General features: G+C 44.7%; 17 protein-coding genes. 7 read left to right on the top strand and 10 right to left on the bottom strand.

Going from position 1 to position 25,643, the window contains the following annotated elements; translation table 11 throughout:
* Nucleotides 1–39: 39 nt before the first annotated feature.
* On the top strand, nt 40–918 hold the full coding sequence (locus DYADSP32_RS11180; RefSeq protein ID WP_149242653.1) for an EamA family transporter: 879 nt from the start codon (nt 40–42) through the stop codon (nt 916–918).
* Nucleotides 919–1,013: 95 nt separating this feature from the next.
* On the opposite strand, the gene DYADSP32_RS11175 is transcribed toward DYADSP32_RS11180, so the two are convergent.
* From DYADSP32_RS11175 to DYADSP32_RS11155, 5 genes are all read right to left on the bottom strand, one after another.
* On the bottom strand, nt 1,014–1,802 hold the full coding sequence (locus DYADSP32_RS11175) for a PhzF family phenazine biosynthesis protein (protein WP_149242654.1): 789 nt from the start codon (nt 1,800–1,802) through the stop codon (nt 1,014–1,016).
* Between the two features lie 235 nt (nt 1,803–2,037).
* Complete coding sequence (locus DYADSP32_RS11170) at nt 2,038–2,976, bottom strand: M20/M25/M40 family metallo-hydrolase (protein ID WP_149242655.1); 939 nt, start codon at nt 2,974–2,976, stop codon at nt 2,038–2,040.
* Between the two features lie 76 nt (nt 2,977–3,052).
* The gene (locus tag DYADSP32_RS11165; protein ID WP_149242656.1) at nt 3,053–6,019 is read right to left on the bottom strand and encodes a glycoside hydrolase family 3 N-terminal domain-containing protein; all 2,967 of its coding nucleotides are present in this window, start codon (nt 6,017–6,019) and stop codon (nt 3,053–3,055) included.
* 75 nt (nt 6,020–6,094) lie between these two features.
* On the bottom strand, nt 6,095–7,252 hold the full coding sequence (chrA, locus tag DYADSP32_RS11160; RefSeq protein ID WP_149244887.1) for a chromate efflux transporter: 1,158 nt from the start codon (nt 7,250–7,252) through the stop codon (nt 6,095–6,097).
* 173 nt (nt 7,253–7,425) lie between these two features.
* Nucleotides 7,426–8,382 (bottom strand): isopenicillin N synthase family dioxygenase, encoded by a 957-nt coding sequence (locus DYADSP32_RS11155; protein WP_149242657.1) that lies wholly within the window; start codon nt 8,380–8,382, stop codon nt 7,426–7,428.
* A gap of 220 nt (nt 8,383–8,602) precedes the next feature.
* Between DYADSP32_RS11155 and DYADSP32_RS11150 the strand changes: the two genes are divergently transcribed.
* The 4 genes from DYADSP32_RS11150 to DYADSP32_RS11135 all read left to right on the top strand — a co-directional run bounded on the left by DYADSP32_RS11150 (nt 8,603) and on the right by DYADSP32_RS11135 (nt 16,093).
* Nucleotides 8,603–9,229 carry a sigma-70 family RNA polymerase sigma factor gene (locus DYADSP32_RS11150; protein ID WP_149242658.1) on the top strand — a complete coding sequence of 209 codons (627 nt, stop codon included), beginning with the start codon at nt 8,603–8,605 and terminating at the stop codon, nt 9,227–9,229.
* Between the two features lie 88 nt (nt 9,230–9,317).
* Entirely contained in the window at nt 9,318–10,472 is a 1,155-nt protein-coding gene (locus DYADSP32_RS11145; protein WP_149242659.1) for a FecR domain-containing protein, read from the top strand.
* 168 nt (nt 10,473–10,640) lie between these two features.
* Entirely contained in the window at nt 10,641–14,168 is a 3,528-nt protein-coding gene (locus DYADSP32_RS11140) for a TonB-dependent receptor (protein WP_414617691.1), read from the top strand.
* Nucleotides 14,169–14,179: 11 nt separating this feature from the next.
* The gene (locus DYADSP32_RS11135) at nt 14,180–16,093 is read left to right on the top strand and encodes a RagB/SusD family nutrient uptake outer membrane protein (protein ID WP_149242661.1); all 1,914 of its coding nucleotides are present in this window, start codon (nt 14,180–14,182) and stop codon (nt 16,091–16,093) included.
* A gap of 78 nt (nt 16,094–16,171) precedes the next feature.
* On the opposite strand, the gene DYADSP32_RS11130 is transcribed toward DYADSP32_RS11135, so the two are convergent.
* From DYADSP32_RS11130 to DYADSP32_RS11115, 4 genes are all read right to left on the bottom strand, one after another.
* On the bottom strand, nt 16,172–17,059 hold the full coding sequence (locus DYADSP32_RS11130; protein ID WP_149242662.1) for a sugar phosphate isomerase/epimerase family protein: 888 nt from the start codon (nt 17,057–17,059) through the stop codon (nt 16,172–16,174).
* Between the two features lie 129 nt (nt 17,060–17,188).
* The gene (locus tag DYADSP32_RS11125) at nt 17,189–18,052 is read right to left on the bottom strand and encodes a sugar phosphate isomerase/epimerase family protein (protein WP_149242663.1); all 864 of its coding nucleotides are present in this window, start codon (nt 18,050–18,052) and stop codon (nt 17,189–17,191) included.
* Between the two features lie 82 nt (nt 18,053–18,134).
* Entirely contained in the window at nt 18,135–19,514 is a 1,380-nt protein-coding gene (locus DYADSP32_RS11120) for a M16 family metallopeptidase (protein ID WP_149242664.1), read from the bottom strand.
* A 28-nt stretch (nt 19,515–19,542) separates the two neighbouring features.
* The gene (locus tag DYADSP32_RS11115; protein ID WP_149242665.1) at nt 19,543–20,862 is read right to left on the bottom strand and encodes a M16 family metallopeptidase; all 1,320 of its coding nucleotides are present in this window, start codon (nt 20,860–20,862) and stop codon (nt 19,543–19,545) included.
* Nucleotides 20,863–20,925: 63 nt separating this feature from the next.
* On the opposite strand from DYADSP32_RS11115, the gene DYADSP32_RS11110 reads away from it, so the two are divergent.
* The gene (locus DYADSP32_RS11110; RefSeq protein WP_149242666.1) at nt 20,926–21,738 is read left to right on the top strand and encodes an endonuclease/exonuclease/phosphatase family protein; all 813 of its coding nucleotides are present in this window, start codon (nt 20,926–20,928) and stop codon (nt 21,736–21,738) included.
* Nucleotides 21,739–21,998: 260 nt separating this feature from the next.
* Entirely contained in the window at nt 21,999–23,636 is a 1,638-nt protein-coding gene (locus DYADSP32_RS11105) for a hypothetical protein (RefSeq protein WP_149242667.1), read from the top strand.
* Nucleotides 23,637–23,767: 131 nt separating this feature from the next.
* On the opposite strand, the gene DYADSP32_RS11100 is transcribed toward DYADSP32_RS11105, so the two are convergent.
* A complete protein-coding gene (locus tag DYADSP32_RS11100; RefSeq protein WP_414618162.1) occupies nt 23,768–25,456 on the bottom strand; it encodes a VRR-NUC domain-containing protein in 1,689 nt (562 codons plus the stop codon).
* Nucleotides 25,457–25,643: the final 187 nt, after the last annotated feature.

Below are 25,643 nucleotides of genomic sequence, written 5' to 3'. Positions count from 1 at the left end.
AAACGTTGCTGTATTTTTGAATGGTATTTCTTTATTAGTGTGAAAAATATTTTAACCGGTTTGTTGTTTTCCATTTTGTGGGCTTCTGCATCGGTAGCGACAAAATTTGGTGTTGAATCTGCTCCGCCTCTGATACTGGCCAATGTGCGTTTTTTTATTGCGGGCATCCTGCTACTGTTATTTTCATACTTATTTGGTAAGGATGACTCCTTCCGTTTGCCAAGGAAATCAGAATTTGGTCAGCTTGCATTGTTTGGTTTTTTGAATACAACGCTGTACCTGGGCCTGTACGTGTACGCGATGAAATATACCGCCGCCGGAATCGGCAGTTTAGCTGTTTCCACTAACCCTTTGATTATTGTTTTACTCTCTGCATTGTGGTTGGGCAGGCGACCGGTGCGAGCCGATTGGATGGCGATTGTTTTAGGAATGTCCGGAATAGCCATAGCGACCTATCCGCTGCTAAAAGGTAGCCATACTACCACTTTTGGAGTGGTTCTATTGATTCTTAGTATGATAATAGTTTCTGCTGCGAGTGTATACTACGCTTCAATTCAATGGAAGCTATCCAATTTGCTGATCAATGGGTGGCAGGTTATGTTGGGAGGAATATTTTTGTTACCAATTACACTTTTGACGAGTGATTTTTCCAGTATGAACTTGGATGCTCGTTTCTGGATGTCGGCGTTGTGGTTAAGTTTGGCCGTATCCATTGTGGGATTGATCTGTTGGTTTTATTTATTGCGAATCGATACCGTTCGTGCTTCCATGTGGCTATTTCTTTGTCCATTGTTCGGATTCTTTTTTGCGTGGTGGCTTATGGGTGAGCCGATAACCAGTTACACGGTTTTCGGGACGCTTCTGGTTCTGGTAGGGTTGTATATGGGGCAGAGGGTGAAATTATCCGGCAAAAGATAGCTTAGGGATCTTTGAATGCCGTATACGAAAAAGCACAATCCATAGAATTGAATTCCTGGGATTGTGCTTTTCAGTTCAAGTAGTCAGCTAAGTTTTTACTCGGTATCTATCTCACCACGGAGATACAACCTCGCCTGACCACCAATATTTACCCGCTCACCATCGAGTTCGCACTGCAGATATCCGCCGCGCTTCGAAAGTTGCCTGGCTGTTAATTTTGTTTTTGAAAGTTTCTCCGCCCAGTAGGGTATCAGCGTGGTATGTGCTGAACCGGTTACCGGATCTTCGTCAATACCTGATTGCGGTGCAAAAAACCTGGATACAAAATCGACATCATTACCCGGCGCTGTCACGATTATTCCTCTGGCAGGGATGGTGGAGAGTACAATGATATCAAATTCGAGATTTGCCACTTCCTCCTCCGAATCCAGCACCACCATATAATCGGTTTTACCTTTATGCACCTCTAACATGATTGTTGTGCTCAAGCTTTCAACCAATGCCGGAGGCGGTACGGCAACGTGGTAAACGTCTACCGGGAAGTTAAGTGTGAGCCAATCCCCATCGGACTTTACGACCAGATCACCGCTGCGCGATTGGAACGTGATGGAATCACCTTCATAATTCAGGATCTTAAAAATGACGTAAGCCGCTGCAAGAGTGGCATGGCCGCATAGATCCACTTCTATCGTAGGAGTAAACCACCTGATATGGAAAGCATTTTCTGTGGGTATGTAGAATGCCGTTTCCGCCAGATTATTTTCCGCAGCAATTTGTAACATCGCCTCATCCGAAATCCAGCTTTCCAAAGGCACAACTGCAGCAGGGTTTCCTGAAAAAAGATGATCTGTGAAAGCGTCTATCTGGTATATGGGTAGTGTCATGAGGTTGGGAAAAGGTTTTAAATTACACCAAGGTATTAAAAATATCTTCGATTAAAATAAGTTGGCACTGGAATTTTTCATGATTTATTCGCAAATAAATAAAATCTGCGATTGGGGATTGTCAGGCCGTTTTTTTCGAATATTTAAAAACTTTGTCTGTGTAAACACATTATTTATTCGTAATGTCAACCGCAGGAAGGTCAATCAATGTGCTGTAACCTTCAACGGCTATGATTTATTTCACCTCAGTGAATTGCAGTTTAGGAAGTTGCATGGCCTTCTCGATCAATTGAATTTGAAGCACCAAAATTCCCTTTTCTCCTTTGTAATTGATCTTTTCATAATCATCGCCGGGCTTATGGTAATCGTCGTGGCCGCCCGTATGAAAAAACAGAACGGGTATTTGTTTGGCATAAAATGAGCCGTGGTCCGATCCTCCGCTACCTGCACGGTCCGTAAAAAATTTGATGTCCGACTTTACATCCTTGAAAATTTCCGGCCATTTGTCACTCGTTCCAAAGCCACCAATGCCCACACCCCGCCCCGGGTCGTAGCGTCCGATCATATCCATGTTGGACATAAAATTGATTTTCGCTAGTGCCAGCGTGGGGTTGTTGACAAAATGCCGGGAACCTTGTAATCCCAGCTCTTCAGCCCCAAAGCCGATAAAAAGGAAATTGTAGGCTTCTTTTTCCTTGTTTTGTGAGAAGTAACGAGCCAGTTCCAGTAATCCTGCCACACCCGAGGCATTGTCGTCTGCGCCATTGTGGATTTGACCTTCTGGCTTATCGGCCTTGGAACTTCCTTGGCGTCCCATGCCCAGGTGGTCAAAATGTGCACCGATGACGACGGTGTTTTCGGCACCATTGTCCAGAAATCCGATTACGTTTCGGGCAGGCCGCAGACTGTCGGGAACCACCACCCGTCTCACTTTGGCAGTGAAATCCTGGAAGAATCCATCCGTTCCCAACGGGGTCAGACCCAACTTCCTAAATGTTTTCGCAACATACTTCCCGGCTTTCACATTTTCCTCGCTTCCCGTACCCCGTCCCTTCATTTTGTCAGAAGCCAGGTAACGGATGTGCCGCGCTAAATTTTTTTCGCTGGGATAAGCGGGCTGGGCAAATGCGTTGATCGAAAACAAAGCGATCAATATGAACATAAATGATCTCATAAATAATAAAACATGGTCGGTTTACTCCTGAAATACAGGGTGAAATAGATGGTTCAGTAAAAGTGGCTTTGCTACATTATTTGTTCATAAGCGCCAGGTATACCACATCCATAATGGCTGTACGTATACTCATTTGGGAGATTTTGTTATTTTCTCTGGTTGGGTAAACCCGGTTGGATAAGAAGACATAGCTAAGCTTCCAGGCCGGATCGGCCCAGGTCATGATCCCGGTGTAACCGGTATGGCCAAAGCTGGAGGGGCTCGCATATCTCGGGCTGTTGCCGGTATATTTGAAAGAGGGCTTGTCAAATCCAAGTCCCCTGCGACTGCCTAATTCGGGAAACTGGTATTTCGTGAACTCAAACAGAGCATCTTTGCTCAATAGCTGCTCGCCCCCATAATAGCCATTCTGGAGGTACATCTGCCATACTTTCATCACGTCATTGGCATCTCCAAAAAGACCGGCGTGGCCACTAAGCCCTCCCAACATCGCTGCCCCCTCGTCGTGCACCTGACCATGAAGCTGAGTCTGACGGAAAAATGTATCCCTTTCTGTGGGAACAATATCGTTGAGTGAGTAAAAGCGCTTTGGGTTGAAAGTCAAAGTATTAGCACCCAACTTTCGGTAGTAGTGATTTTTTAGATAGGTTTCAAAATCCTCTCCGGACAAGTGCTTTACAATTTGGGGATAAAGTATAAAGGAGAGATCACTGTATACATAGCCTTGCTCCGGGTTAAGCGGGGAATCTTTGATCGACTTGAATATCGTTTTCGCATAATTTTTGTGGATAAACAGGCTGTCTCCCACTACGGATATCGGATATCTGGCCGATTTTTTGGTGCTGAAAGTTTTTTTCTTCCAGCTTCCGTCGGGGTTACGGGCTTCCCGCCAGAACTGGATCCAAGCCTTTAATCCTGCACTATGGGTTAGCACCTTTCGCCAGTTCAGGTCGGCCTTGTTGGACTTCGCGAAATCGGGCAGGTAATCCTTCATGCTCGCATCCAGATCAAACTTCTTTTCATCGTAAAGGCTCATCAGTGCCAGTGTGGACGCCGTAAGCTTGGTAACCGATGCGAGGTCGTACAGATCATTGAGTTTCACAACTTCCGGGCCTTCGTACGTATGTTTACCGTAGGCCTTCCTGAAAAATACTTTTCCATCTTTCGCAAGCTGAACGATGCAACCTGGGGTTGCTTTCTGGTTTACGGCCATGTTGGCAATGGAGTCGATTTTAAAAGTGATCAAATCTGAATTCAACCCTACTTCCTCCGGAATTGTATATTTCAAGCGGCCGATGGCGGGTGTTTGAATCCCTGCGTTGTACTGGAAATCCTTGTTTACCGTTACGGGTAATTTTCCCAGGGCTGGTATAGCGCCGAAAATGAGCTGAGCCGAAAGATCCTGTGTATAGGGCGTCAGCTGATAGGCCATGATCAGGGCTTTGGCACCTGCTGCATTTTCAATTTTGTTCAATGCATAGGGATTCCCAAAAACGGATACTACTGCTTTGTTTGTCGCAATCAATTCTCTCAAAACCGCATTCATCTGGTCGGTAAGGCCATAATTTCCACGCGGAGAAATGCTACTTAGATGCATGCCCACCAATAATAAATTATAGCTGCTTAATTTAGAACGTAGTTCTGCCATCTGGGCATCGGTTGGTTTCGCAGGGACAGTGAAATGATCAACTGTTGTATATAGTTCCAGCGTTTTCTGGAAGGTGGTGATACTATCAACGCCGATTGAAACGGAAGCGATTTTTAGCGTATCCAGTTCACGGAGCGGAAGGGTGTTGTTGTTATTTTTAAGAACCGTCAATGCTTTTTCAGTCAGCAGGCGGTTGCTCAGTTCTGCTTCCTTGGGATTCAGGTCCTTATACAAGTTGTTTAGCTCAATGGGCCGATAATGATTAAGACCCACCCATGCCTTGGCAGCCAGGACTTTTTTACAGCGGAAGTCAATTTCGGCCTGTGTGATTTTTCCTTCGGCGATGCTTTTTTTAATTTCAGCAATGGATTTGGTCACATCTTCTGTGAATTCGAGCAGGTCCATTCCGGCTTCAAGCCCCAGTGCATCCGCTTTTCCATCTGGAAAAAATTTGGTTACCCCTTTCATATTCATGGCATCCGAATACACCAGCCCCCGAAATCCTAATTTATTGCGCAAAAGATCCGATACAATGGGCTTGGAAAGCGTAGATGGCAGATTGGGTGTGTTGTCCAATGCGGGAATACTCAGGTGCGCAATCATCATTCCACTGAGCCCATTTGAGATCAGCTCCCGGAATGGATACAGTTCCAGGGAATCCAGCCTGTCCGTATTGTGTGCGATTAAGGGAAGGTCGTAGTGGGAATCGGTCCCGGTATCTCCGTGGCCCGGAAAATGTTTGGCAGAGGTTAGCAGCCCGTTCTCTTGCATTCCTTTCATGTAGGCCACAGCCTTCTCAGCAACCTTATATTTATTTTCACCAAAGGATCGAAAACTGATAACGGGATTGCCTGGATTGTTATTGATATCTGCAACGGGTGCAAAGTTTATGTGAACGCCCAGTCGCCGTGCCTGACGGGCGAGTTGGGCCCCCATGTCGTAAATAAGATCGTTGTTTCCCGGAATAGCCCCCAGGGTCATTTGATAGGGATAGCGGACCGTACTGTCAATGCGCATAGCCAGCCCGAACTCCGCATCCATGGCAATGAGTAAAGGTACTTTGGAAATGGATTGAAAATGATTGGTTACCTGTGCCTGCGGAATTGGTCCACCCTGAAAAAAAACAACTCCACCAATTTTATTCTCTCTGATCAGTTTTTCAACGAAAGCGGGGTTACTGGTTTTGGGGTCAATTACTGCCCTTTTGACATCAGAAACCGCAGCTGCCATGATTAGCTGAGCGATTCGTTCATCTGGAGTGAGCGTGGCGAACACAGAATCGACCCATTGCTTATTTTGATGAAGAAATGCCGGAGTAGGATTACTTTGCGCAAAAGAAAACGGAGATTTGAATAAGAAAAGACTTAAAACAAAGATTAATAAGGATTTTTTCATGTAATTGGCAGGTCATGGGAACAACGTGCCAAAGTTTGAAAAACATAAGGAATAAAGCAAATGACGCTTGTTTTGCTATACAAACAGGCCGAGTATCAGGCCACCAAGAATGATAATGTAGGAAGGGATTTTGGTGAATGTGAGCATGACTAATGTACCCAGCACCGTGAGCACAGGCTGTAAACTGTTCGTCATGGGTTCAAACATGGAAATGGCAGCGGCTATGGTGAGGCCGCAGCTCACTGCATGGATTCCGTTCAATGAAGCACGAATCCCTCTGTATTTTCGGAGCTGATCCCAGAAAGGATAGGCGAAAAAGATAAAAAATGTCCCCGGTAAAAATATACCAGCGGTAGCCACAAAGCCGCCCAGTAACTGACCGGACACGCCTGCCGACTGCATCGACATACTCCCAACGAACGTAGCAATGGAAAATACGGGTCCTGGGACAATCTGAGTTAAAGCCATTCCCGACAAAAATTCCTGAGGGGTGAGATAATGCTTAAACTCCACAAACTCATTGTACAATATAGGAATAAGAACCTGACCGCCACCAAATACCAGACTTCCGTTACGGTAAAAGTTTTCGAATAATCGGACTGGTAAAGATTTGGTCACTCCGCCCACCACCGCCGCAGAGATCAGCACCGAAATCCAGAAAATGATGGGGCGCCATTTTATTTTTAGTGGCTCGCGTACCATTTTTTCCTGTTTCCCAAAGTTTAAATACGAAGCGGCAATACCTCCTGATACGATCAGAACGGGGGTCATATAGGGAGAGGGGTAGAAGTATACCAGTACGATGGAGATTAGCAGGAAGGTCCAGTCCTGTACATTGTGAATGACTTTCCTGGCAATTCTATACGCACCGGAAATCAAAAACGCCACCGCCATGGGGCCTACAAAGCGGGTGAAGGAAAGAGAGATTTGCCGGCGCTCAAGATAATGAATACCGATAGCTGCGAATGACATCATGATCATAGCCGGCAGCGACCAAACCAGCAGCCCGAGATAGGCCAGGGGTTGTCCGCCAATTTTCAGGCTTATGGCCGTAATGGTTTGGGTAGAACTTGGTCCGGGTAAAACCTGACAAAGGGCTTGCAATTCCAAAAGTTCTTCCTCAGTAAGATATCGTCTTTTCTTGACTAATCTCTCGATCATCATCATCAAATGCACCTGTGGCCCTCCAAATGCCGTAAACGACAAAAGAAGAATATCCAACAGATAGATCATATACCGAAAGCGCCGGATTGGGTTGGACAATGGTTGTCTGATAAAAGATGTACGGAATTTAGTTGGTAGTTAGGGGAACACTATTTTTTGGCTTTCGTTAAGCAGATAATATTCTGATAATCAAAATATTGAGTTCGTTAGAGGAGCTGGTTTCCCGCTTTTCTAACAGCGATTTATTTCTTTAAACCGAGCTCTCGCAACCGTTCATCCAGGAATTCCCCGGCGGTCATGTTGGTGTAGAGCTTGGGATACTCGGCACTTACACAGCTGTCCAGACTCGTCAGATCCATGTCTGCGCGCGGATGCATAAAGAACGGAATAGAATAACGTGAGGTGCCCATTTTTTCTCGCGGCGGATTTACCACCCGGTGTATTGTGGATTTTAATTTGTGATTGGTAAGCCGGTCAAGCATATCACCCACGTTTACCACAATCTGGTCGGGTAGGGCTGTGATTGCAATCCAGGCACCATCGCGGCGAAGCACCTCCAGGCCTTCGGCACTGGCACCCATCAATAGCGTGATCAGGTTGATATCACCGTGTGCAGCTGCCCTTACCGCTCCTTCAGGAACCAGTTCGGGATTTTCGATGGGGAAATAATGCAAGGCGCGTAAAAGGCTATCCCCATTTTTTACCTTCTCTTCGAAGTAGTCCTCGGGTAATTGCAGGTAAATGGCAATAGCCCTAAGCAGTGTTTTTCCCGCATTTTCAAAAGTCCTGTATACTTCAAGGGTATATTCCTTAAATTCAGGAAGCTCGGCTGGAAACACGTTGGAGGGCATGTTGCCGATAGGCTCAGGTTGTCCCACATGGTAAAATTCCTTTAAGTCGGCAACTTTAAAACCCTTGGCGGTTTCTTTGCCCTTGCCGATATAACCGCGCTGCCCCGAAAGTTCAGGAAACTCATATTTTTTCTTTTCAGCTTCCGGTAAAGTAAAAAAACTTTGAACTGATTCGTACAGTCTGATACGTAAGTCGTCGCTTAATCCATGGTTTTTAATGGCTACAAAGCCAATGTTGGTGAAGGCAGAACCCAAATCTGCAACAAATTTTCCCTTCCGTTCCTGATCGCCTGAGGTGAAATCGGCCAAATCAAGTGACGGGACTTCATTTAATAGTGCTGGTTCCATGATCTTATTTTTTTGCAAATTATAAAACAATCTCGTGTTCCTGCAACAAACAGAAACGAAGATTTGCGTTTGAGGTTCTTTCAGGAACCCAGGATAGCTGGTCGGAACAGCCCAAATCACATTTTGCATTTTAGGGTAAATCATGCCATAAAGTGTAATATTGCAACAACAAATCCTCCTGATTAATGTTAGGCGTATTGTTTGATGTATAGATTTGGTGATGTCTAAGGATAAAAGTTTTTCAAACCAACAATCCGGTACAACGCGTTTTGAGCTGGATCATGATCTATGGAGAGCGTTTATATCGGGAAGTCAGGCCGCTTTCAGCGACTTGTACGATCGTTACGTGGATATTCTTTACGCGTTCGGTATGCGTTATTCTCATGACACCGATCTGATCAAAGACTGTATTCATGATCTTTTTATTGACTTGCACAATTACCGCTCGGGGCTCGCCAAGGATGTTAATGTGAAATTTTATCTGCTCAAATCGCTTCGAAGAAAAATTCAGGTAGCCAACCGAAAATCCAACTTATTGCAGATTGATTGGCTCGTTACGGACGAATCTATGCAGGTACAGACATTTACATTTAGTATTGAAGATGATATTATCACTGACGAAAATCAGCGGGAAATGCTCCTTGCGCTGTCTGTGGAAATAAATAAACTGCCTGACCGGCAACGCGAAATTCTATACCTACGGTTCAATCATGATCTGGAGTATGACGAAATAGCAGCTATGATGCATATTTCAGTACCTACCTGCCGAACATTCATTTATCGTGCAATTAAACATCTTCGAACTAAACTCGATGTTTCTTACCTGCTTCTTCTGATCTGGGTTTAATTTTTTTTCTTCTTTTTGTTAAAATAAATCGGTTTAGAAGTCTATAAACTTTTGAGTTTCTTCTCTTGTATCTGAAATCAAGTCAGAGATGGAAGAAGAAGCAAAGGACAAATACGCCGACAAGGATGGTACTAATCGCGTCGACCTTACTAATGAGGAAGCGCAAATTGCGGATAGAGCAAGAATACTTTTTAACTATCTCGATAAGGAAGCACTGCCAGACCCGGAAAAGATGGAGCTATGGTCGAGGGTTGGCAATAGCCTCAAGTCCGGGAAGAGTGTTGGCATCGGGAAATCATTTGGCGGCGCATGGTGGTTCGCTGCTGCAGCAGCTGTATTGTTGCTAATCACATTTTCCGGATATTATTTATCTCAAAAAGATTCAGAAGAAGAAGCCATGAAAAATCTGGCAGAGGAAGTGTCATTTTCCTCTTCGGATACGCAGCTACTGTTGGCTGATAAGCGGAAAATTAATCTGAAAAAGGATAATTCTGAGGTCATTTACAAAAATGGAGACATACAGATCGACTCTCTGACTATAGTGAAAAAGGATCAGGTAGCGGGGCAGGGAGCATGGAGCACGCTTGTCGTCCCTTACGGGAAAAGGAGCACCATCACCTTGTCGGATGGAACCAGGATCTGGGTCAATTCAGGTTCAAAGCTTGTATATCCCTCCCAATTTAGTGCGGGTAAAAGAGAGGTCTTTCTTGAGGGACAGGCATATTTTTCGGTTTCGCATGATGAGTCGAGTCCATTTTATGTTCGTACAAACAACATGAATGTGAAAGTTCTTGGGACTGAGTTTGATATAAGCTCCTATGACGATGACCACCAAAATTATGCAGTACTGACCAGAGGGAGTATTGAACTTGTAACGGACAAGGCTGCAATCTTTGGTGGTAAGAAAAATATTATGGTTCCTGGGACAAGAGCCGTCTATGATCCTGCTGCTAACCGCGTGTCTATCGATAAGGTGGATGTTGAACAATATATTTCCTGGAAAGATGGCTACCTGATCCTCAAAAGTGCCCCACTTGATGGTATACTTAAAAAACTTTCCAGATACTACCGATACGATTTATCGCTTAAAGAGGAGGGGCTCGCGGATGAAAAATTCTCCGGTAAACTAGATCTTCAGGAAAACATCGAGCATGTAATTGAGATCATAGCAACCACGACATCATTAACTTATCACAAAACAGGAAGGAGGTTTATTCTAGAAAAAGGTATCCAAACTCAATAAAAAACGGAAGACGCTGTAACGTCTTCCGCAAAACAGGCACTTGCCGGCAAGCAAGTGGAATTTTTTAACCATTGTATTCACAAAAGTCAATTCAAATTTATGAAAAAATTTGACCATTCGGGGTATTGCCCTTTGAAAGCATTTTGCCTACAAAAACTGATACGCATTATGAGGATAACAGTTCTACTGTTGTGTGTGGGAATGATGGGGGTTCACGCGACAAGCTATTCTCAGAAAAATCGCATAGATGTGAAAATCCGAAACGGCAGTCTCCCTGCACTTTTCAATCAGATCGAACACCAAACGGATTATCGTATATTTTACAAGGACAATCTTTTCAATGGAAATGATCGCTATGATCTGACGCTTAATCTAAAGAACGAAACAATCCCAACGGTGCTTAACAAGGCACTCAAAGGTTCAGATCTGGCGTATAAAATTATTGGACGTCAAATCGCAATATTTAAGCAGGAAAAAGGGAGAACACCCACAGAATCAATCAAATTTCCGGACGAACCTGTGCTGCCGAAGGAAACCGTGATAAGGGAGATTTCCGGAACAGTAAAAGACAGTCGGGGCTTAGCCCTGCCTGGTGCAACGATTGTTGTAAAAGGCACTGAAATCGGAACTTCATCGGATGTGAATGGGAAATTCTCCATTGAGGCGGACAAAGGCAATATCATTGTAGTGAGTTTTATAGGCTACCTTACCAAGGAAGTCGTGGTAGACGCCCAGACGGTACTGAGCATTGAATTGCCTGAAGATGTAGCCGGCTTGAATGAAATCGTAATCGTAGGTTTTGGTTCTCAGAAAAAGGCAACCATTACGGGCGCCATAGCCACCATCACAACGGAAGATCTGAGGCAAAGCCCCACTGCCAACCTAACCAACGCTCTGGCCGGAAGGTTGCCTGGGCTTATGGCCAATCAATTTAGCGGTGGTGAGCCCGGAGTAGACAAAAGTGACATCTTTATTCGGGGAATGGGTACCTATGGTGACAAGTCTCCGATTGTGATCATCGACGGACTGGAAAGGAGCATGGATTATCTGGCGCCCGCGGAGATTGAAACATTTACCATTTTAAAAGATGCTTCTGCTACAGCGCCTTATGGTGTGAGAGGCGCTAATGGTGTAATTCTGATCACAACCAAAAGGGGAAAAGCGAGCGACAAGGCGATTGTCAATTTTAAGGCTTCTTATGGTGTGAACCAGCCTGTTAAGTTTCCAACTTACCTGGGCTCGGCAGAATATGCCGAACTGTATAATGAGGCGCGCAGAAACGACAGTCCTCAAGCCGATCCCAACACGCTAAACCTTTTTTCACAGACGGCAATCGACAATTTCAAAAAGGCAAAGGGTGATAATTCCGATGGTCTGGGCTATAACTGGAATTATTTTGATTATGCTTTCAAACCAGGGGCACAGCAGGATTATAGTATTTCGATAAATGGTGGTTCCGAAAGGGCAAGATATTTTGTATTGGCCAACCTTTTTCAACAGGATGGCAATTATAAACACACCGAACTGAGTAACTACAACTCACAGGCAGTTTTCAAACGGTACAATTTCAGGTCCAACATCGATATAGATATCACCAAGCATTTTTATGCAAAACTCGACCTTGGAGCTCGCATTACCGACCGGATGGCACCTGGAACTTCGGCTGCACGTGTGGTGGAACTGGCAAACACACAGCCATCGTATCTGCCAATTGTCGTAGAGCAGAACGATAATGCAGCTAATCAAACCTATTTTCAGAATAATCCGCTAGGGGCCCTTTACGGCGATCAGATATACCGTTTTAACATGCTCGGTGAGCTGAGTCGCTCGGGTTTTCAGCAGGAAAAAAATACCTATCTCAACGGATCGTTTTCACTTGGGCACCGGCTGGATTTTATTACGGAGGGATTAAATATAGAAGGCTTATTCTCGTACGATGCCTCAGAAGGGAATTGGATCGTCAGGAAGGTCAATACCTATTCGGAGGGCTATCGGGAATATCCGAGCTACGCCACCTTTGTGCCGGTAGTGGGAAGTGATGTTTATCGTGAACCAGGGCATTATGAAGGCGCATATAAAACCGGTAACAAATTTAACATCGATCAGACCCTCGGCAACAAACTTACTTTCAATCCCAGTGAGAGCCGGGCGTATACACAGGTAAAGCTGGACTATACCAGGAATTTTGGTTTACACGCCGTAACGGGTATGATACTGGGTAACCGTTCGAGGAGGATCAGGGTTGAGAAAAATGCGGATAACGCCGATAACATTCAGGTCCCATACAGCTACCAGGGTGTTACGGGTCGTCTTACTTATGGTTTTGATGACAGATATTTGTTTGAGCTAAATGCAGCTTACAACGGTTCAGAAAACTTTGCGAAGGGCAGAAGATATGGATTCTTTCCGGCCGTCTCGGCGGGTTGGGTAGTGACCAGGGAAAACTTCATGAAAACAACCCAGAACTGGCTGAATAGTCTGAAGATCAGAGGCTCCGTGGGGCTGGTAGGAAGTGATAAGGTGCCTAATAGCCGACGGTTTATTTACCTGCAATATTACGGTGGCGGAAGCGATTACAGCTTTGGTATCGATAATTTCGGTTCGGGTGCTGGTGGAGGAGCAGCAGAAGGGGATTTGGCTAATGTGAACCTCACCTGGGAAAAGGCACGAAAAACAAACATCGGTATCGATGCTACTTTGTTCAAGAAGTTAACTTTTGTGGTTGATCTTTTTGCAGAGCACCGATATGATATTATCACGGATCTTGGTGGTGGAACAAAGCTGGGGTTCCCTGACATCGTCGGGAAAGATGCACCCTACCTGAACTCGGGTATCGTCGATAACAAAGGAATTGATTTCGAGGTGGGCTGGACCGGGCAAATTGGTAAGCATTTCAGTTACACAGTACGTCCTAATTTTACCTATGCCAGAAATAAGGTAATATTCATGAACGAGATTCCGTATAAATATGCTGGCAGGGCAGGAACGGGCAAAAGAATTGATGAACATTTCAATTACGTTGTTGATCATTTTATTCAGAATCAGGAGGAAGCTAACCAGTTGAATGCGATGAATTCGGGAGCTGGATTCCAGCCCTGGGGTACGGTGCGGCCTGGTGATGTGGTTTACAAAGACCTGAACGGGGATGGTAAAATAGACGACCTGGGCGATCGTACTGTGATGGGAAATCCGCGTAACCCGGAGATGATGTTTGGGATCCCGATCACTCTTCGATACAAAGGATTCGATTTTAGCACGATGTTTCAGGGAGCCACCCGTACCTCCATGCAGTTGTCTGGTGCTGCGGTGTATGATTTCCCGCTGTTTTCTCAGGATAAATACGGAAAAGTTAAGCCGATGCACCTCAATAGATGGACACCCGAAACCGCATCGACGGCCACTTATCCCGCCTTACATTTTGGAGATCATAGCAATAACAAGAATCTTAACAGTGGATTGTTCCTATATGATGCAAAATACATCCGGTTAAAAACGGTCGAACTTGGTTACAACCTGCCTACCCGGTTGATCAGCAGAATTGGTATTAAGCAATTACGCTTCTATGCACAAGGCATGAATTTGCTTACCTGGGATGGGCTGAAAAACGTGGATATGGATCCTGAAACAAGGGAAGGTGCCGGAGATTGGTACCCGATTCAGAAAGTCATCAACTTTGGTCTAGATCTTACCTTTTAAATTTTTTCGAAATGAAATTAATTACAAGTTTGTCATATAGATATACCCGTTTAACAATTCTGATCTTAGGGGCCCTCGTTTTGGGATGTAGTGAAGATTATCTGGATAGAAAACCGGACGACAAAATCGATGAATCTCAGGTTTTTACCCGGTATAACAAAACCAATCAGCTGGTTACGGATCTTTACGCCAATATAAAAGGCGCTAACCGACCTTTGGTGTTTTTTAATCACTTTTCAAGCGCGCCGGTAACGGATGAGGCCGAAGGCTCGACTGCCGAAGGTAGCCTTACCAATAAATTCAACTCCGGCGATTGGAGCTCAATTGCAATGCCCGATCGGAGTAGTACTGGTCAGTACTGGTGGGATTTGTATACCAAAATCAGAAAAGCCAATGTGATTCTTGAGGGTATAAAAAAATACAATACACCCGACAACCCTTTACAGGCAGGAGATCTTGAGAAAAGAATTGGTGAAACTTATTTCATGAGGGCCTACCTGCACTATCTGACGGCCAGGATGTATGGCGAAATCGTGTACCTTAACAGAACGATTGGAGCCAAAGACCCGATGGAATTCAAGCAGGAGTCTTTTCACGCTATTGTTGCCAAGATCGAACAGGATTGTGACTCAGCGATGGCACGGGTACCTGCAACCTGGGGCGGGTCGGACTTTGGTAGAATTGATAAGGGAGCCTGCCTTGGTCTAAAAGCCATCGTGAGCTGGATGGCCGCCACGCCACTTTGGAATGGAGGGCAGTTGCCCAATGATACGCGCCAGTTTAAAGCCGAATATGCAAGTAACCCGGCCAGATGGGTCAAGGCAAGGGACGCTGCCAAAGCCGTGATCGACTTTAAGGCCGACGGACAGCAGCGATACAGCTTGTATTTGGGCCATGATGCTACGGATTTCAAAGACGATGCAGGGGTCAATAATAACAACTCGAAGGTTTATGCCCGGTTGTGGGATATGTATTACAGCATGGATGCCTACCTTAAGGAATCGGTGTTTATGGTTACGAAAGATAAAAACCAAGCCTGGCAAGGTGATATTTATCCACCGACATGGGGTGGGAGTTCCCGCCAAATGCCGGTACAGGAACAGGTGGACGAATACGAATATATCTCTAAGGATGGGTACGGCTATCCTGTTTACCACACAAATGCCAAAAAAGATGGCTATGACGACGAAAATCCGTTTGAAAGTGTAAAACGGGATCCAAGGTTCTACAGGGACATTATGTACCACGGTTCAACTTTCAAAGGAAAACAGATCAACATAGCGGAAGGTGCGGATAAAATAGGTGCATCCAACTCTACCACAACGGGTTACTTCCTAAGGAAATTTTTTAAAGAGTCGTGGAACCGGGATAAGAGTTTTGACATCAGTGCACCGCCCATCTGGCGTTTACCGGAATTTATTTACATCTATTGTGAAGCGGTGAATGAGTCGACCGGACCGAATGCTGAAATCTATGAAATGTTGAACCAGGTAAGAAAACGCTCTTTCATGGCGCCTTTGCCTCCAGCTGCCATGGCCAATAAAGCACTCATGAACGAATACATTCAACGTGAGCGGAGGGTAGAGCTATTTTATGAGAACAACCGGATATGGACTTTCAGGCTCTATCTCGAACCCAGCTCATCGGGTGAGCTTGCAAAAGAGCAGGCATGGCAAAGTGCAGGAGCGACGAACGATCTTCGTTCTCAAAGTTACTGGCCTTATCCAAAAGCGCAGCGTATGATCAACGGAATGAAACCAGTCGAAGACCCGGAAGGAAAGATCATTATCGGAGCAAAAAAATACAAGATGAAACGGTTTTTTGTTGAGAACCGGGTCTTCGTGGCGCCACGGCATTACCTGTTCCCGATCATGCAGGACGAATTGCAGAGAACGCCTGGGTTGATACAAAATCCCGGCTGGTAATCGGTGCACGCACATACTGCAGGGCTGATTGACGTTTCGTCGGGCAGCCCTGCAGCCATGGGGTTTTAATCATTACATCTATATAAAGCCGTATTTTTTGAAACGGTGGAGGTCAAAATCGACAGCTTCCAGCGGCGTTTTTGTCCCGTAATCTTCCTGTTCGATCACCCAGTACTGAATGGATGTATTCTTTTTTGCGAAAGTGAGTATCTCATCCATTTTCAATGATCCTTCACCCAAATGCGTGCTGCGCTTTGTTTTTGGGTCAAAATCCTTGACGTGAATGGATTCATAGTGCTTGGGATATTTACGTAGAAAGGCCATCGGATCTACACCGGCGACAGACATGTTGGCAATATCGAGTTGCTGGACAACATACCTCGGATCCCATTCTTTGAGCATGAAATCGTAAAGATATCCTTCTCCAATGCGCTCTTCAAACTCCTGATGATGGTTGTGAAAACCGATTAAAAGTCCGGATTGAGATGCGATCTCACCCATCCGGTTAAACGCCTCGATTCCCTTTTTTACTTCATCAATATTTTTTTTGTCCCAGTCAAAACTTGGAACGATCATTAATTTTTGACCCGTCACCACCGCATCCTCAAGTGTTTTTTTGTACTCATCCGTAATGTCGTTTCTGGTAATGTCCCAGTGTGCCTTTTTGAAACCGGTGTGTGAGGTAGGCATGCTTAAACCCAGGTCGTCCAGAATTTTCCGAAATTCAAAAGCCGAATAACCGTATATCTGCTGGTTTACGTAGCTGGCAGGTTCTACTTCGCGGTAGCCTATTTCGGATATCTTTTTAAGTGTAGCCAGTGGATCCTTCTTCATCTCCTCCCGTACTGAATACAACTGAACGCCAATGTGGTATTTTTTGATGGGCGGCCTGGCAAGCAGTGAAAACGCAGGGAACATTGCGGCTCCTGCTATAAGCGCTTCGCGTCTTGTAATTTTATTTTTCATGGATGTGGTTTGTCGATAAGTTTTGCGATATGTTCAGGATGGGATAAAACCGAAGAGGATCGTCATGCGTCCATGGGTAATGGAAACTAATAACGATCCTCAGCTACCTCATTGTGATAAAATCCCGAATTAATATTTAAGACTTTTGATATAGGCGATGGTTTCGGGAATTTGTTTCAGATAGGATGGGCTCTCATCTTCTATGAAATAGTGTTTGACGCCAGCCTTTTTGGCAGCTTTCAACACCCCTTCAATATCAATAGACCCTTTCCCCAGAGCCACGTCGTTTGTTTTGGGGGTGCCTCCCGAAAGGTCACCTTTAACACCCTTTTTGAGATCTTTCAGGTGCATCAGTTTCCAACGGCTGCCGTATTTGTTCAACAACTTAACAGGATCCTGTCCTGGGAATGCAGTCCACAAAATATCCATCTCGAAGGAAACGTATTCCGGATTGGTGTTTTGTACCAGGTAGTCGAATAGCGTACCGTCTTCGTAGGGCACAAACTCAAATCCGTGATTGTGATAGGTCAGCGTGATGCCATTTTCTTTCAGGATCTTTCCTGAGCGGTTGAAATCTTCCACTGCTTTTTTTGCATTCTCAAGGGTAAATCCACTTCTGTCATGAGGAATTGAAGCCACCATCACGTAGCTCGCGCCCAGTATTTTAGCGTTTTTGATTGTCTCGTCAGTACTTTTGGCAAGCGCGGTGTAATCTGCTCCGATGGATGGCATCTTGATGTTTCGCTTATCCAGTTGTTTGCGAAGCTCCTCAGTAGACATGCCTGGAATGGGGCCGCCTTCCATTTCGGTGATTCCGAGCTTCTGGATGGTGTCCAGCGTTGCCTCAATTCCGCGCGGCCAGCTTCCCCGAAAGGTATAAGCCTGTATCCCAAGTGGGTTCGTATAAACGGGTTTCCCTTTTTGAGCAAAAATTAAGCTTTGGCTCACAAGGAAAACCATCAATAGGTTCAATAGATGTTTTGTTCTGATCATAATCGGTTTTATTAAAACTCAGTTAGTAGAATGGCGTTTAGAAATAAAGAGCCGTCAGCGATAAAGTTACCTGTCCATCCTGCTAAAAGCCGTCTGCTTTAATTTGTTTCTCACTTATCTCACCGTATTTTTTTACTTGCTCCCGTATTTCACTGGCCTTTCCTATCATTACGAATTGGAGATGCTCTGACGGGAAGTAATTCCTGATAATCTCACTTGCACGCGATGCAGTAAGCTCATCCACCTTTTTTTGAAATGTATTAATGAAGCTTTTATCAAAGTTGTAGGCATACATATCCGTAAGCAAATGTGCCAATGCGCCGCCGGACTCGTAGTTGGGTGGGAAGTCCCCTTTTACATATGCTTTGGCAGAGAGTAGTGTAGTTTCGTCAATTCCGGTTTTATGAAGGCTGTCCAGAACGGCCAAAGCCATATCAATGGCGGGAACCGTAGTTTCCTTCTTTGTGAATGTGGTGATGTTAAACGTTCCTGCGTATTTATTTCTCGCAAACTGGCTGAATGCCCCGTACGTGAGTCCTGAGTTCACCCGGAGTGCGTCATTGAGCCATGACGTAAAGCGCCCGCCCAAAATGGTGTTGATCACCAGGATCGGCACATAGTCGGGATTAAGATAGTCTACTCCCTTTCCTCCAATCAAAAAGGTTGTTTCCTTGGCGTCATCTTTATTGACCAGCAGGACACGGCTTTTGTCAAATGACAGATCCGGAGCCACCCTTTTAACCATTCTTGGTCCGGCGGTTTTCCAGCCTTCAAAAAGAGCGGTGATTTTCTTTTTCATTACAGCCGTTTTAAAATCACCAACGACCGCAATGGCTGCTTTGCCTGTTGTATAGTTGGTTTTATAGAAGGCTGTTATCTCTTCGTCACTGATGGATTCGATGGTGGATTTTGTTCCGAACGTTGGATTGGCGTAGGGAAAGTTCCGATAAACGAACGAATTGAAATAAGCACCGATAACAGATTGTGGACTTTCCTTTTGTTGTGAAAGCTGCAAAAGGGTTCTCTGTTTGTGTTTTGCAATCTCTTTTGAATTAAATACGGGATACACAAGAACCTGTTGGATAAGGTCCAAAAGTTGATCCTGGTCTTTTGCAGCGAATGAGGCCGAAAGCCCACCCACATCTTTGCCGGCGTAGGTGGCCAAGCTGGCTCCGGCAAAATCGATGCGTTCTTCAATCTGCTCCTTGGAATACTTTTGCGTTCCAAAAAGCATCGCGTCCGCTGTCAGGCTGGCCAAGCCATAGCGGCTGCCGTCATTTATTGAGCCTGCATCGAATACCGCCGATACATTAATTAAGGGCACCTCATGCTGCTCCATGAGATACACGGTAATGCCATTTTTCAGTTTGAATTCCTCATAGGGGGGCAGTTGAAAGCTGGGTTGTGCGTGAGAGCTCGTGTGGATGATTAGGGTAAACAACAGGAGTATGCATCGTTTCATGAACTGATTTTTTTGATGATGACAAATTTTATTTTGTTTCGGGTAGCAGGAAACCAACCGTTCTGTTTCGCTCAGTAAAGTACCGTGCAGCTACCTGCTGAATTTCCTCCGCGGTTACATTCTGGTATTTTTCCGGTGCTTCAAACATCTTTTTGTAATCACCGAAAAACAAATCATAGGTTCCCAGGTTCTGAGCCTTTCCATTGATGGTCTCCAACTGACGATAAAATTGGATGACTTTTTGATTTTTTACTTTCTGCAGCTCGTTGGCGGTTACACCATGGGCAGTGATATTGTCAATCTCTTTATAAATGGCCTTTTCAAGATCCACTGCACTGATCCCTTCACCCGCCACCGCGAAAATGTTAAAAAGGTATGGGTCAAAACTTTCAGTAAATGAAGTGAAAACCTCCGAGGCGATAGTGGTATCCATCACCAGGGATTTAACAAGTCTTGAAGAATTCCCGGAAGTAAGTAAGCTGCCAAGCAAATCTATCGCATAATAATCACGGTTTGTTGTTTCTGGTGTATGATAGGATATCAGAATGTTTGGCGTGGTAACGTCCTTGTAGGTGACGACTCTCTTTTCTCCATTTTGCGGCGGTTCTACTGTTCTGATCTTGGGTTGAATACCTCTTGATGGAATCGGTGCCATGTATTGGTCAGCCAGTTTTTGTACCTGCGACAGATTTACATCCCCAACGATCACAACCGTCGCATTATTCGGAGCGTAGTTTATTCTGAAATAATTTTCCAGATCCTGCTGTGTCCAGCTTTTTATATCTGATTCAAACCCAATGACGGGAAACATATAGGGATGCTCCTGAAAAGAAGTAGATTGTACGAGTTCGTTCAGAACTTGGAAATTATTGTTTTCCAGCGATGTACTGCGTTCGGAGAGTACCACACCTCTTTCACTTTCGACCATTTTGGCGTCTATCGTCAGATTTTGGATGCGATCCGATTCGAGTTTAAAGATAAGTTCCAATGCATCCTTTTGAAACCAATCGGTATACACCGTTACGTTTTCGGTGGTGTAGGCGTTGTTGGACCCGCCGTTGGCCTCCATCACCCGGTCGAATTGCTTCGGAGCATAATTTTTTGATCCGTTGAACATCATGTGTTCAAAGAAATGCGACAAGCCGGTAATTCCATGAACTTCATTTCTTGATCCCACTTTCCAAAACAGGTACATGTTGGCCGTTGGGATGGAGTGATCTTCAAGTACCAGAAACTTCATGCCGTTGGCAAGTGAAAACGATTTTACGTCCTGTGGCACGGTTTGTGCATTTATTTTGCCAACGAAAGACAGTAACAAAACGGTTACTATTAACTTTTCTAATCTCATGCGATATTTGTGATAGATTCAAGTCTAAAAAACTTACAAGCAATAAACAATTAAATAAGTGTAATGAAAAAAATTATCCAATCGGTAACGATCTTATTCTGCTTTTTGACTATTTCTGTTGACGGGCAGAATATAAAATCGAAACGAAAAAAAAGTGAAACAATGCTTACCGTGATGACCTATAATGTTCATCATTGTAATCCACCATCGGCAGGGGACAAAATTGATATCGAGGCAATAGCGAGAGTTATTAAAGAACAGAAGCCCGATTTGGTGGCTTTACAGGAAATAGATGTCAATACCGAGCGATCCGGTAAGGGTGTACATCAGGCCAAACGACTGGCTGAGCTACTGGGTATGACCTGTTTTTTTTCAAAGGCGATTGATCATCAGGGTGGAGAATATGGTGTGGCTGTCTTGTCCCGTTTTCCTATTCTGGATTCAGGCAGTTTGAGCCTGCCTATACACCCGGATAAGCCGGAGGAATTAAGGGCTGTTGCCTCCATCAACGTGAAACTCCCGACCGGAGAGCAGGTGCTTTTTGCCAGTACACATTTAGGGCTTAAGGAGCCCAACAGGCAGTTACAGGCGGAAAAAATCATCAAACACTTTGAGGAGAATAAATTACCTTTAATATTGGCAGGGGATTTTAACGCTGTACCCGAAAGTGCTGTCATCCAGTATTTTGATCAATATTTTAAAAGAACATGTTCTTCAGATTGTGCTCCCACGATTCCAGTTGAAAAGCCCAATAAGACCATTGATTTTATTATGGTTCGGAACGCGGGGCATTTTGAGGTTCTTAAAAATACAGTGATCGACGAGAAATATGCCTCGGATCATTTGCCAGTAGTAGCGCATTTCAGACTGAAATGAATTGTTGATTTGCAGAAGAACATCTACAATCAGTTTTAGTTTAAATATAATAATTTGGAAATGCAGTCATGTAATGTAATATTGCATGGATTTTACTCAGATATGGTTCGAGGTTTGGCTTTGGAGAAGTAAAGATGATTTTTACATTTCCAGATGTGACCTAAGCATTTTTTTCACGTATCAGGTATTAACACACTTTGTAATCCACTTTTAATCAATCATGCTGCCAACCGGCACTACACACTTTTTATCTCAGATGTATGAAAAAACAAGTTTTACCCAAGTTTTTGCTTGCTGCTTTGTTTGCTTTGATTACCCTTTCGTCTTTTGCACAGGAGGGAACAAGTAGCTGCCCGGATCCTGCCAAGGGTTGTGACACCGTAGCCATAGAACGTAAAGTCAGCCCGTGGCGTGTAGGAGGGTTTTTAGGCCCAGCCGTTGCTTTTTGTGGAAGTTGGGAGGCAACTTTTAATTCGAACAAATACCGGGATAAGGCACTATTCAATGGCATTGGCTTTAACGCTGCCCTGAACGCTGATTATTATTTCAAGGCAAAGGACCCCAAGCAACTGAAATTTGGTCTGGGTGCTATGGCAGGTTTGCAAAATTTCTTCTTCAGAAAAGACATTAATCCATTTATTGATAAAATTATCAGCGAATCGGGATCAACCAAAGCCAATGCAGAAGTTCGTAAAGGCGCTTCCGAAGATCATTATTTCGTGGTGGGTCCTGTTTTGAGTTATTCTTTTACCAAAAAGCCTCGCTCGATATTTCTTGAAGCATCCGCAAGAGGAGGTATTTTCAGATCCACACCTGCTGCGATATTCATCTATGATCGTCCGACTGGAAACAATATTTATTCAGTAACTGCAACAAACAAGCGCTATCATGCAGGTTTGCTGGCAACGCTGGGTGTATTTTTGCCTAGTAAAAACGGATTGTGGGCGTGGGGTATTGAAGCCATCGGGTTCAGAACCAAGCTTGACTATATTTTTCCGGGAGCCACTGTTTATCCTTACGATCGGAAACATGGCGGATTTAGTGCGGGTGTAGCAATGCGTAGAAATTTTGCATGGGATATTCCGGTTCCAAAGGCGCCAACACCTCCGGTTATTTGCCTTGCTCCTGAACTGGAATGGAAAATGGGCGATAAGTCTGTCAAAGGTTTGATGTTCAACACCGCCACGGATACCACGAAGGCAGAACCGATCATGCTTACCTGGAAAACAAGAAATGCTCCGGACACAACCCGTACCGAAACTTTCACCGCCAGAATCCACCATCTTGATAATGGAGTAGACAAAGTGATTGCTTCCGTGATCTGCCAGGAAGGTAACCAATTGGCATTCCCTGCTGCCTTCCTTAACGCTGCGAATGGACGGCCGCTTTACGGGCAATACTATGCCACGGTACACAGCCAGGCTACTGCCTCATGTGGATCATGTGTAAGTGAAGCAAGCTCAACCGGCTTTGCCGTGAAGGATTCGGTTATTTGCGATACTTGCGAGTGTAACAAGCTTTATAACGTGGTGGTTTCGGGTACAAAGTTGGTTAGAGGCAAAAGTTACATGAAGTACGTGAAGTCAAGCACATGTGAAGGTTGCTTATGTCCTGCCGGTGCTACGGATCCAAAAATGGTAAGACAAAATGTTTCTATCGGTGAAATTGTGAAAAGCGTTCGTTGTGAAGAGTTCACCCTGAACCTGAACGATGAAATTCAGAAGAAAGGTTTGATCGTGCCTAAGGGAGTGACCGTGGTAAACGTATCGGTCGAGAAAGTCGTAGTTGGCAAGTGTGCTGACGACGTAGAGGGCCGCACAACAGTGAAATACTCTGCGCCTGTGAAGGATGGGAAAATCGGGACCTTTACTGAGGTGATCGTTAAGAAAAAGAAGTAATATCAGATAGCAGTTAAAAGGTCGATCCGGAACTCCGGATCGACCTTTTTTTTTAGTATTTTCTTCTCTGAACTTATTTGCGATAAGGGTTTGGGTTTCCCGCAGCCTTGTACTCCGCTCGATGCAAGAGCTCAAAGGTCTTTAATCCAGTTTACCCTAACGATACGGCTTTGAACACCTATTTCTGCGAAGAAATGCTGCCAGTGCAACTGGCGGGATGATAAATGGTCGGTTGGGGACTTTATTTCTATAAAAGCATATTCCGTTTCGTTCCAGACAAGCAGATCAGGAAACCCCCTTGTGTTTTCTCTGAGATTATATGCAATCTCCAGAAGGATTGCATGGATTTGATCGGGCGTAAGCAGGGAGATCAGAGTGAGCACCTTTTCCAAAGATCCCTCATACCAGGAAACCAGTACATTGGTGATCCCAAACTTTTCCTGATAAGTCTCAGTCACCATTTTTTCAATTGCCTCACGCGTATCTGCAAGTGCCATTCGTGACTTCAGTTGTGCAGATCTTTTGAAATAAAAATCAGGTAAAAAAAAGTCGGAGGGCACGCGCTGAAGCGGGTTGTGTATGGCTTGTACGTTGGTGTCATAGATAATATCCCAGAACAACAAGCCAAAAAGGGATCGCCAGGGTTCATTTTCACTAAAAAATGCCTGAAAGCCCTGATTGCGATAGTAATGGATGGCACCCAGTTCAACCTGATACCGGTACATCACCGGCACTTCAATGGCATCCGCCGATTTTAATGCCTGGGTTGTACGTTTTACTGTCCGCTTCTTTTTATTGAGAATGCGTTCGTGAAAATCAAGGCAAAAGAATCTTTCATCTGCGTTCTTTGGGTTTTCCTTTATTTCCTCACACAGTGCCAGTGCCTCGTCGGTAAAACCAAGGTTGTAGAGCAGGCGTACTCTTCTTTCCCGCGAGGGTGCATCGTTGGTAAGCTGATAGGTTGTTAGTGCCTGCGATAACATTTTTTTGCGTTCCAGCCAGGCACCAACACGCAGCACGTATAAGTGATAGGCAGGAAGTGCTTTTGAGCTCAATGTCCCTGAAATGCCGGTTTGCCAGTTCATGAACCAGTCAAAAATTTCTTCTGGGGGTAGTTCCTGTTTTAATTCATCAAATGTTTCCTTCATGAGGGACACCATCAGGGTGTCGTCCACATCTTTACGGGTTTCAAACTGTATGGCCAGATGCTCTTCGTCAAAGGACTGAAACCTGACATGACCCAGATCTCGTACCACAAATTCGGTCATATCAGCGTGCCGGTTGCCAAAAAAAAGGAACTTCATCAGCATCACTTCTGCTTCATAACAGACCTTTACAACGGCTTCGTTTTCGCAGATTAGCGCGAGTAATTCAAGGAAATCATATTCGTGTAACAGCCAACGTACCAGGTCTGGCTTTTTGATGCTTTTAGCAGGCATTATGTCAGGCCCGAGTGATCGGGTAAGCTGCAGATGTTCCGGTTTGGTAAAGAGGTCCATGATTTCCCCGGCGCGATCAACGTGCTGGTCGCAGAGCGATTCGATAAATTTCTTTTCAAGTAGCTCTTCCAGCACGGCGGGAATATCCTTGATTTCAGCATAGGCAAGGGACTGTACCCGGAAAAAAGACTTGCTGCGATTGCTGAATCTGATGAAAAGGCATTGTGCGTCTTCTGAAAGGTGCTGATAGTCGCGCAAGAATTGTTTTTCACTTTCATTCAATACCGGCGTGTACATTTTACGCACAAACTCGAGAACGTATCCAAAATAATCGTGATAATATTTTGGTGGCAGATCTTGCGGAAACTCAACGATTGGCACGGTAGACAAAAAAGAAGCTAATTATGCGTAAAGATAAATATTGCAATTTGATTCAACCCAAACATTTTTTCGGGTCTGCTTCGAGCTGAATAAGTATTCAACATCAGGTACCGAGAATCAGTTTCAAGATGTTGAATCAGGCTGATTTGAAAAATAAATAGTAAAAATAGGATTATTGTAATGCGAG

Origin of the sequence: Dyadobacter sp. 32 (genome assembly GCF_902506755.1) — a bacterium.
In the GTDB taxonomy this organism is placed as follows: Bacteria; Bacteroidota; Bacteroidia; order Cytophagales; family Spirosomataceae; genus Dyadobacter.
The sequence above is the reverse complement of the archived record's forward strand: the minus strand, read 5'-3'. Positions and strand labels throughout refer to the sequence as shown.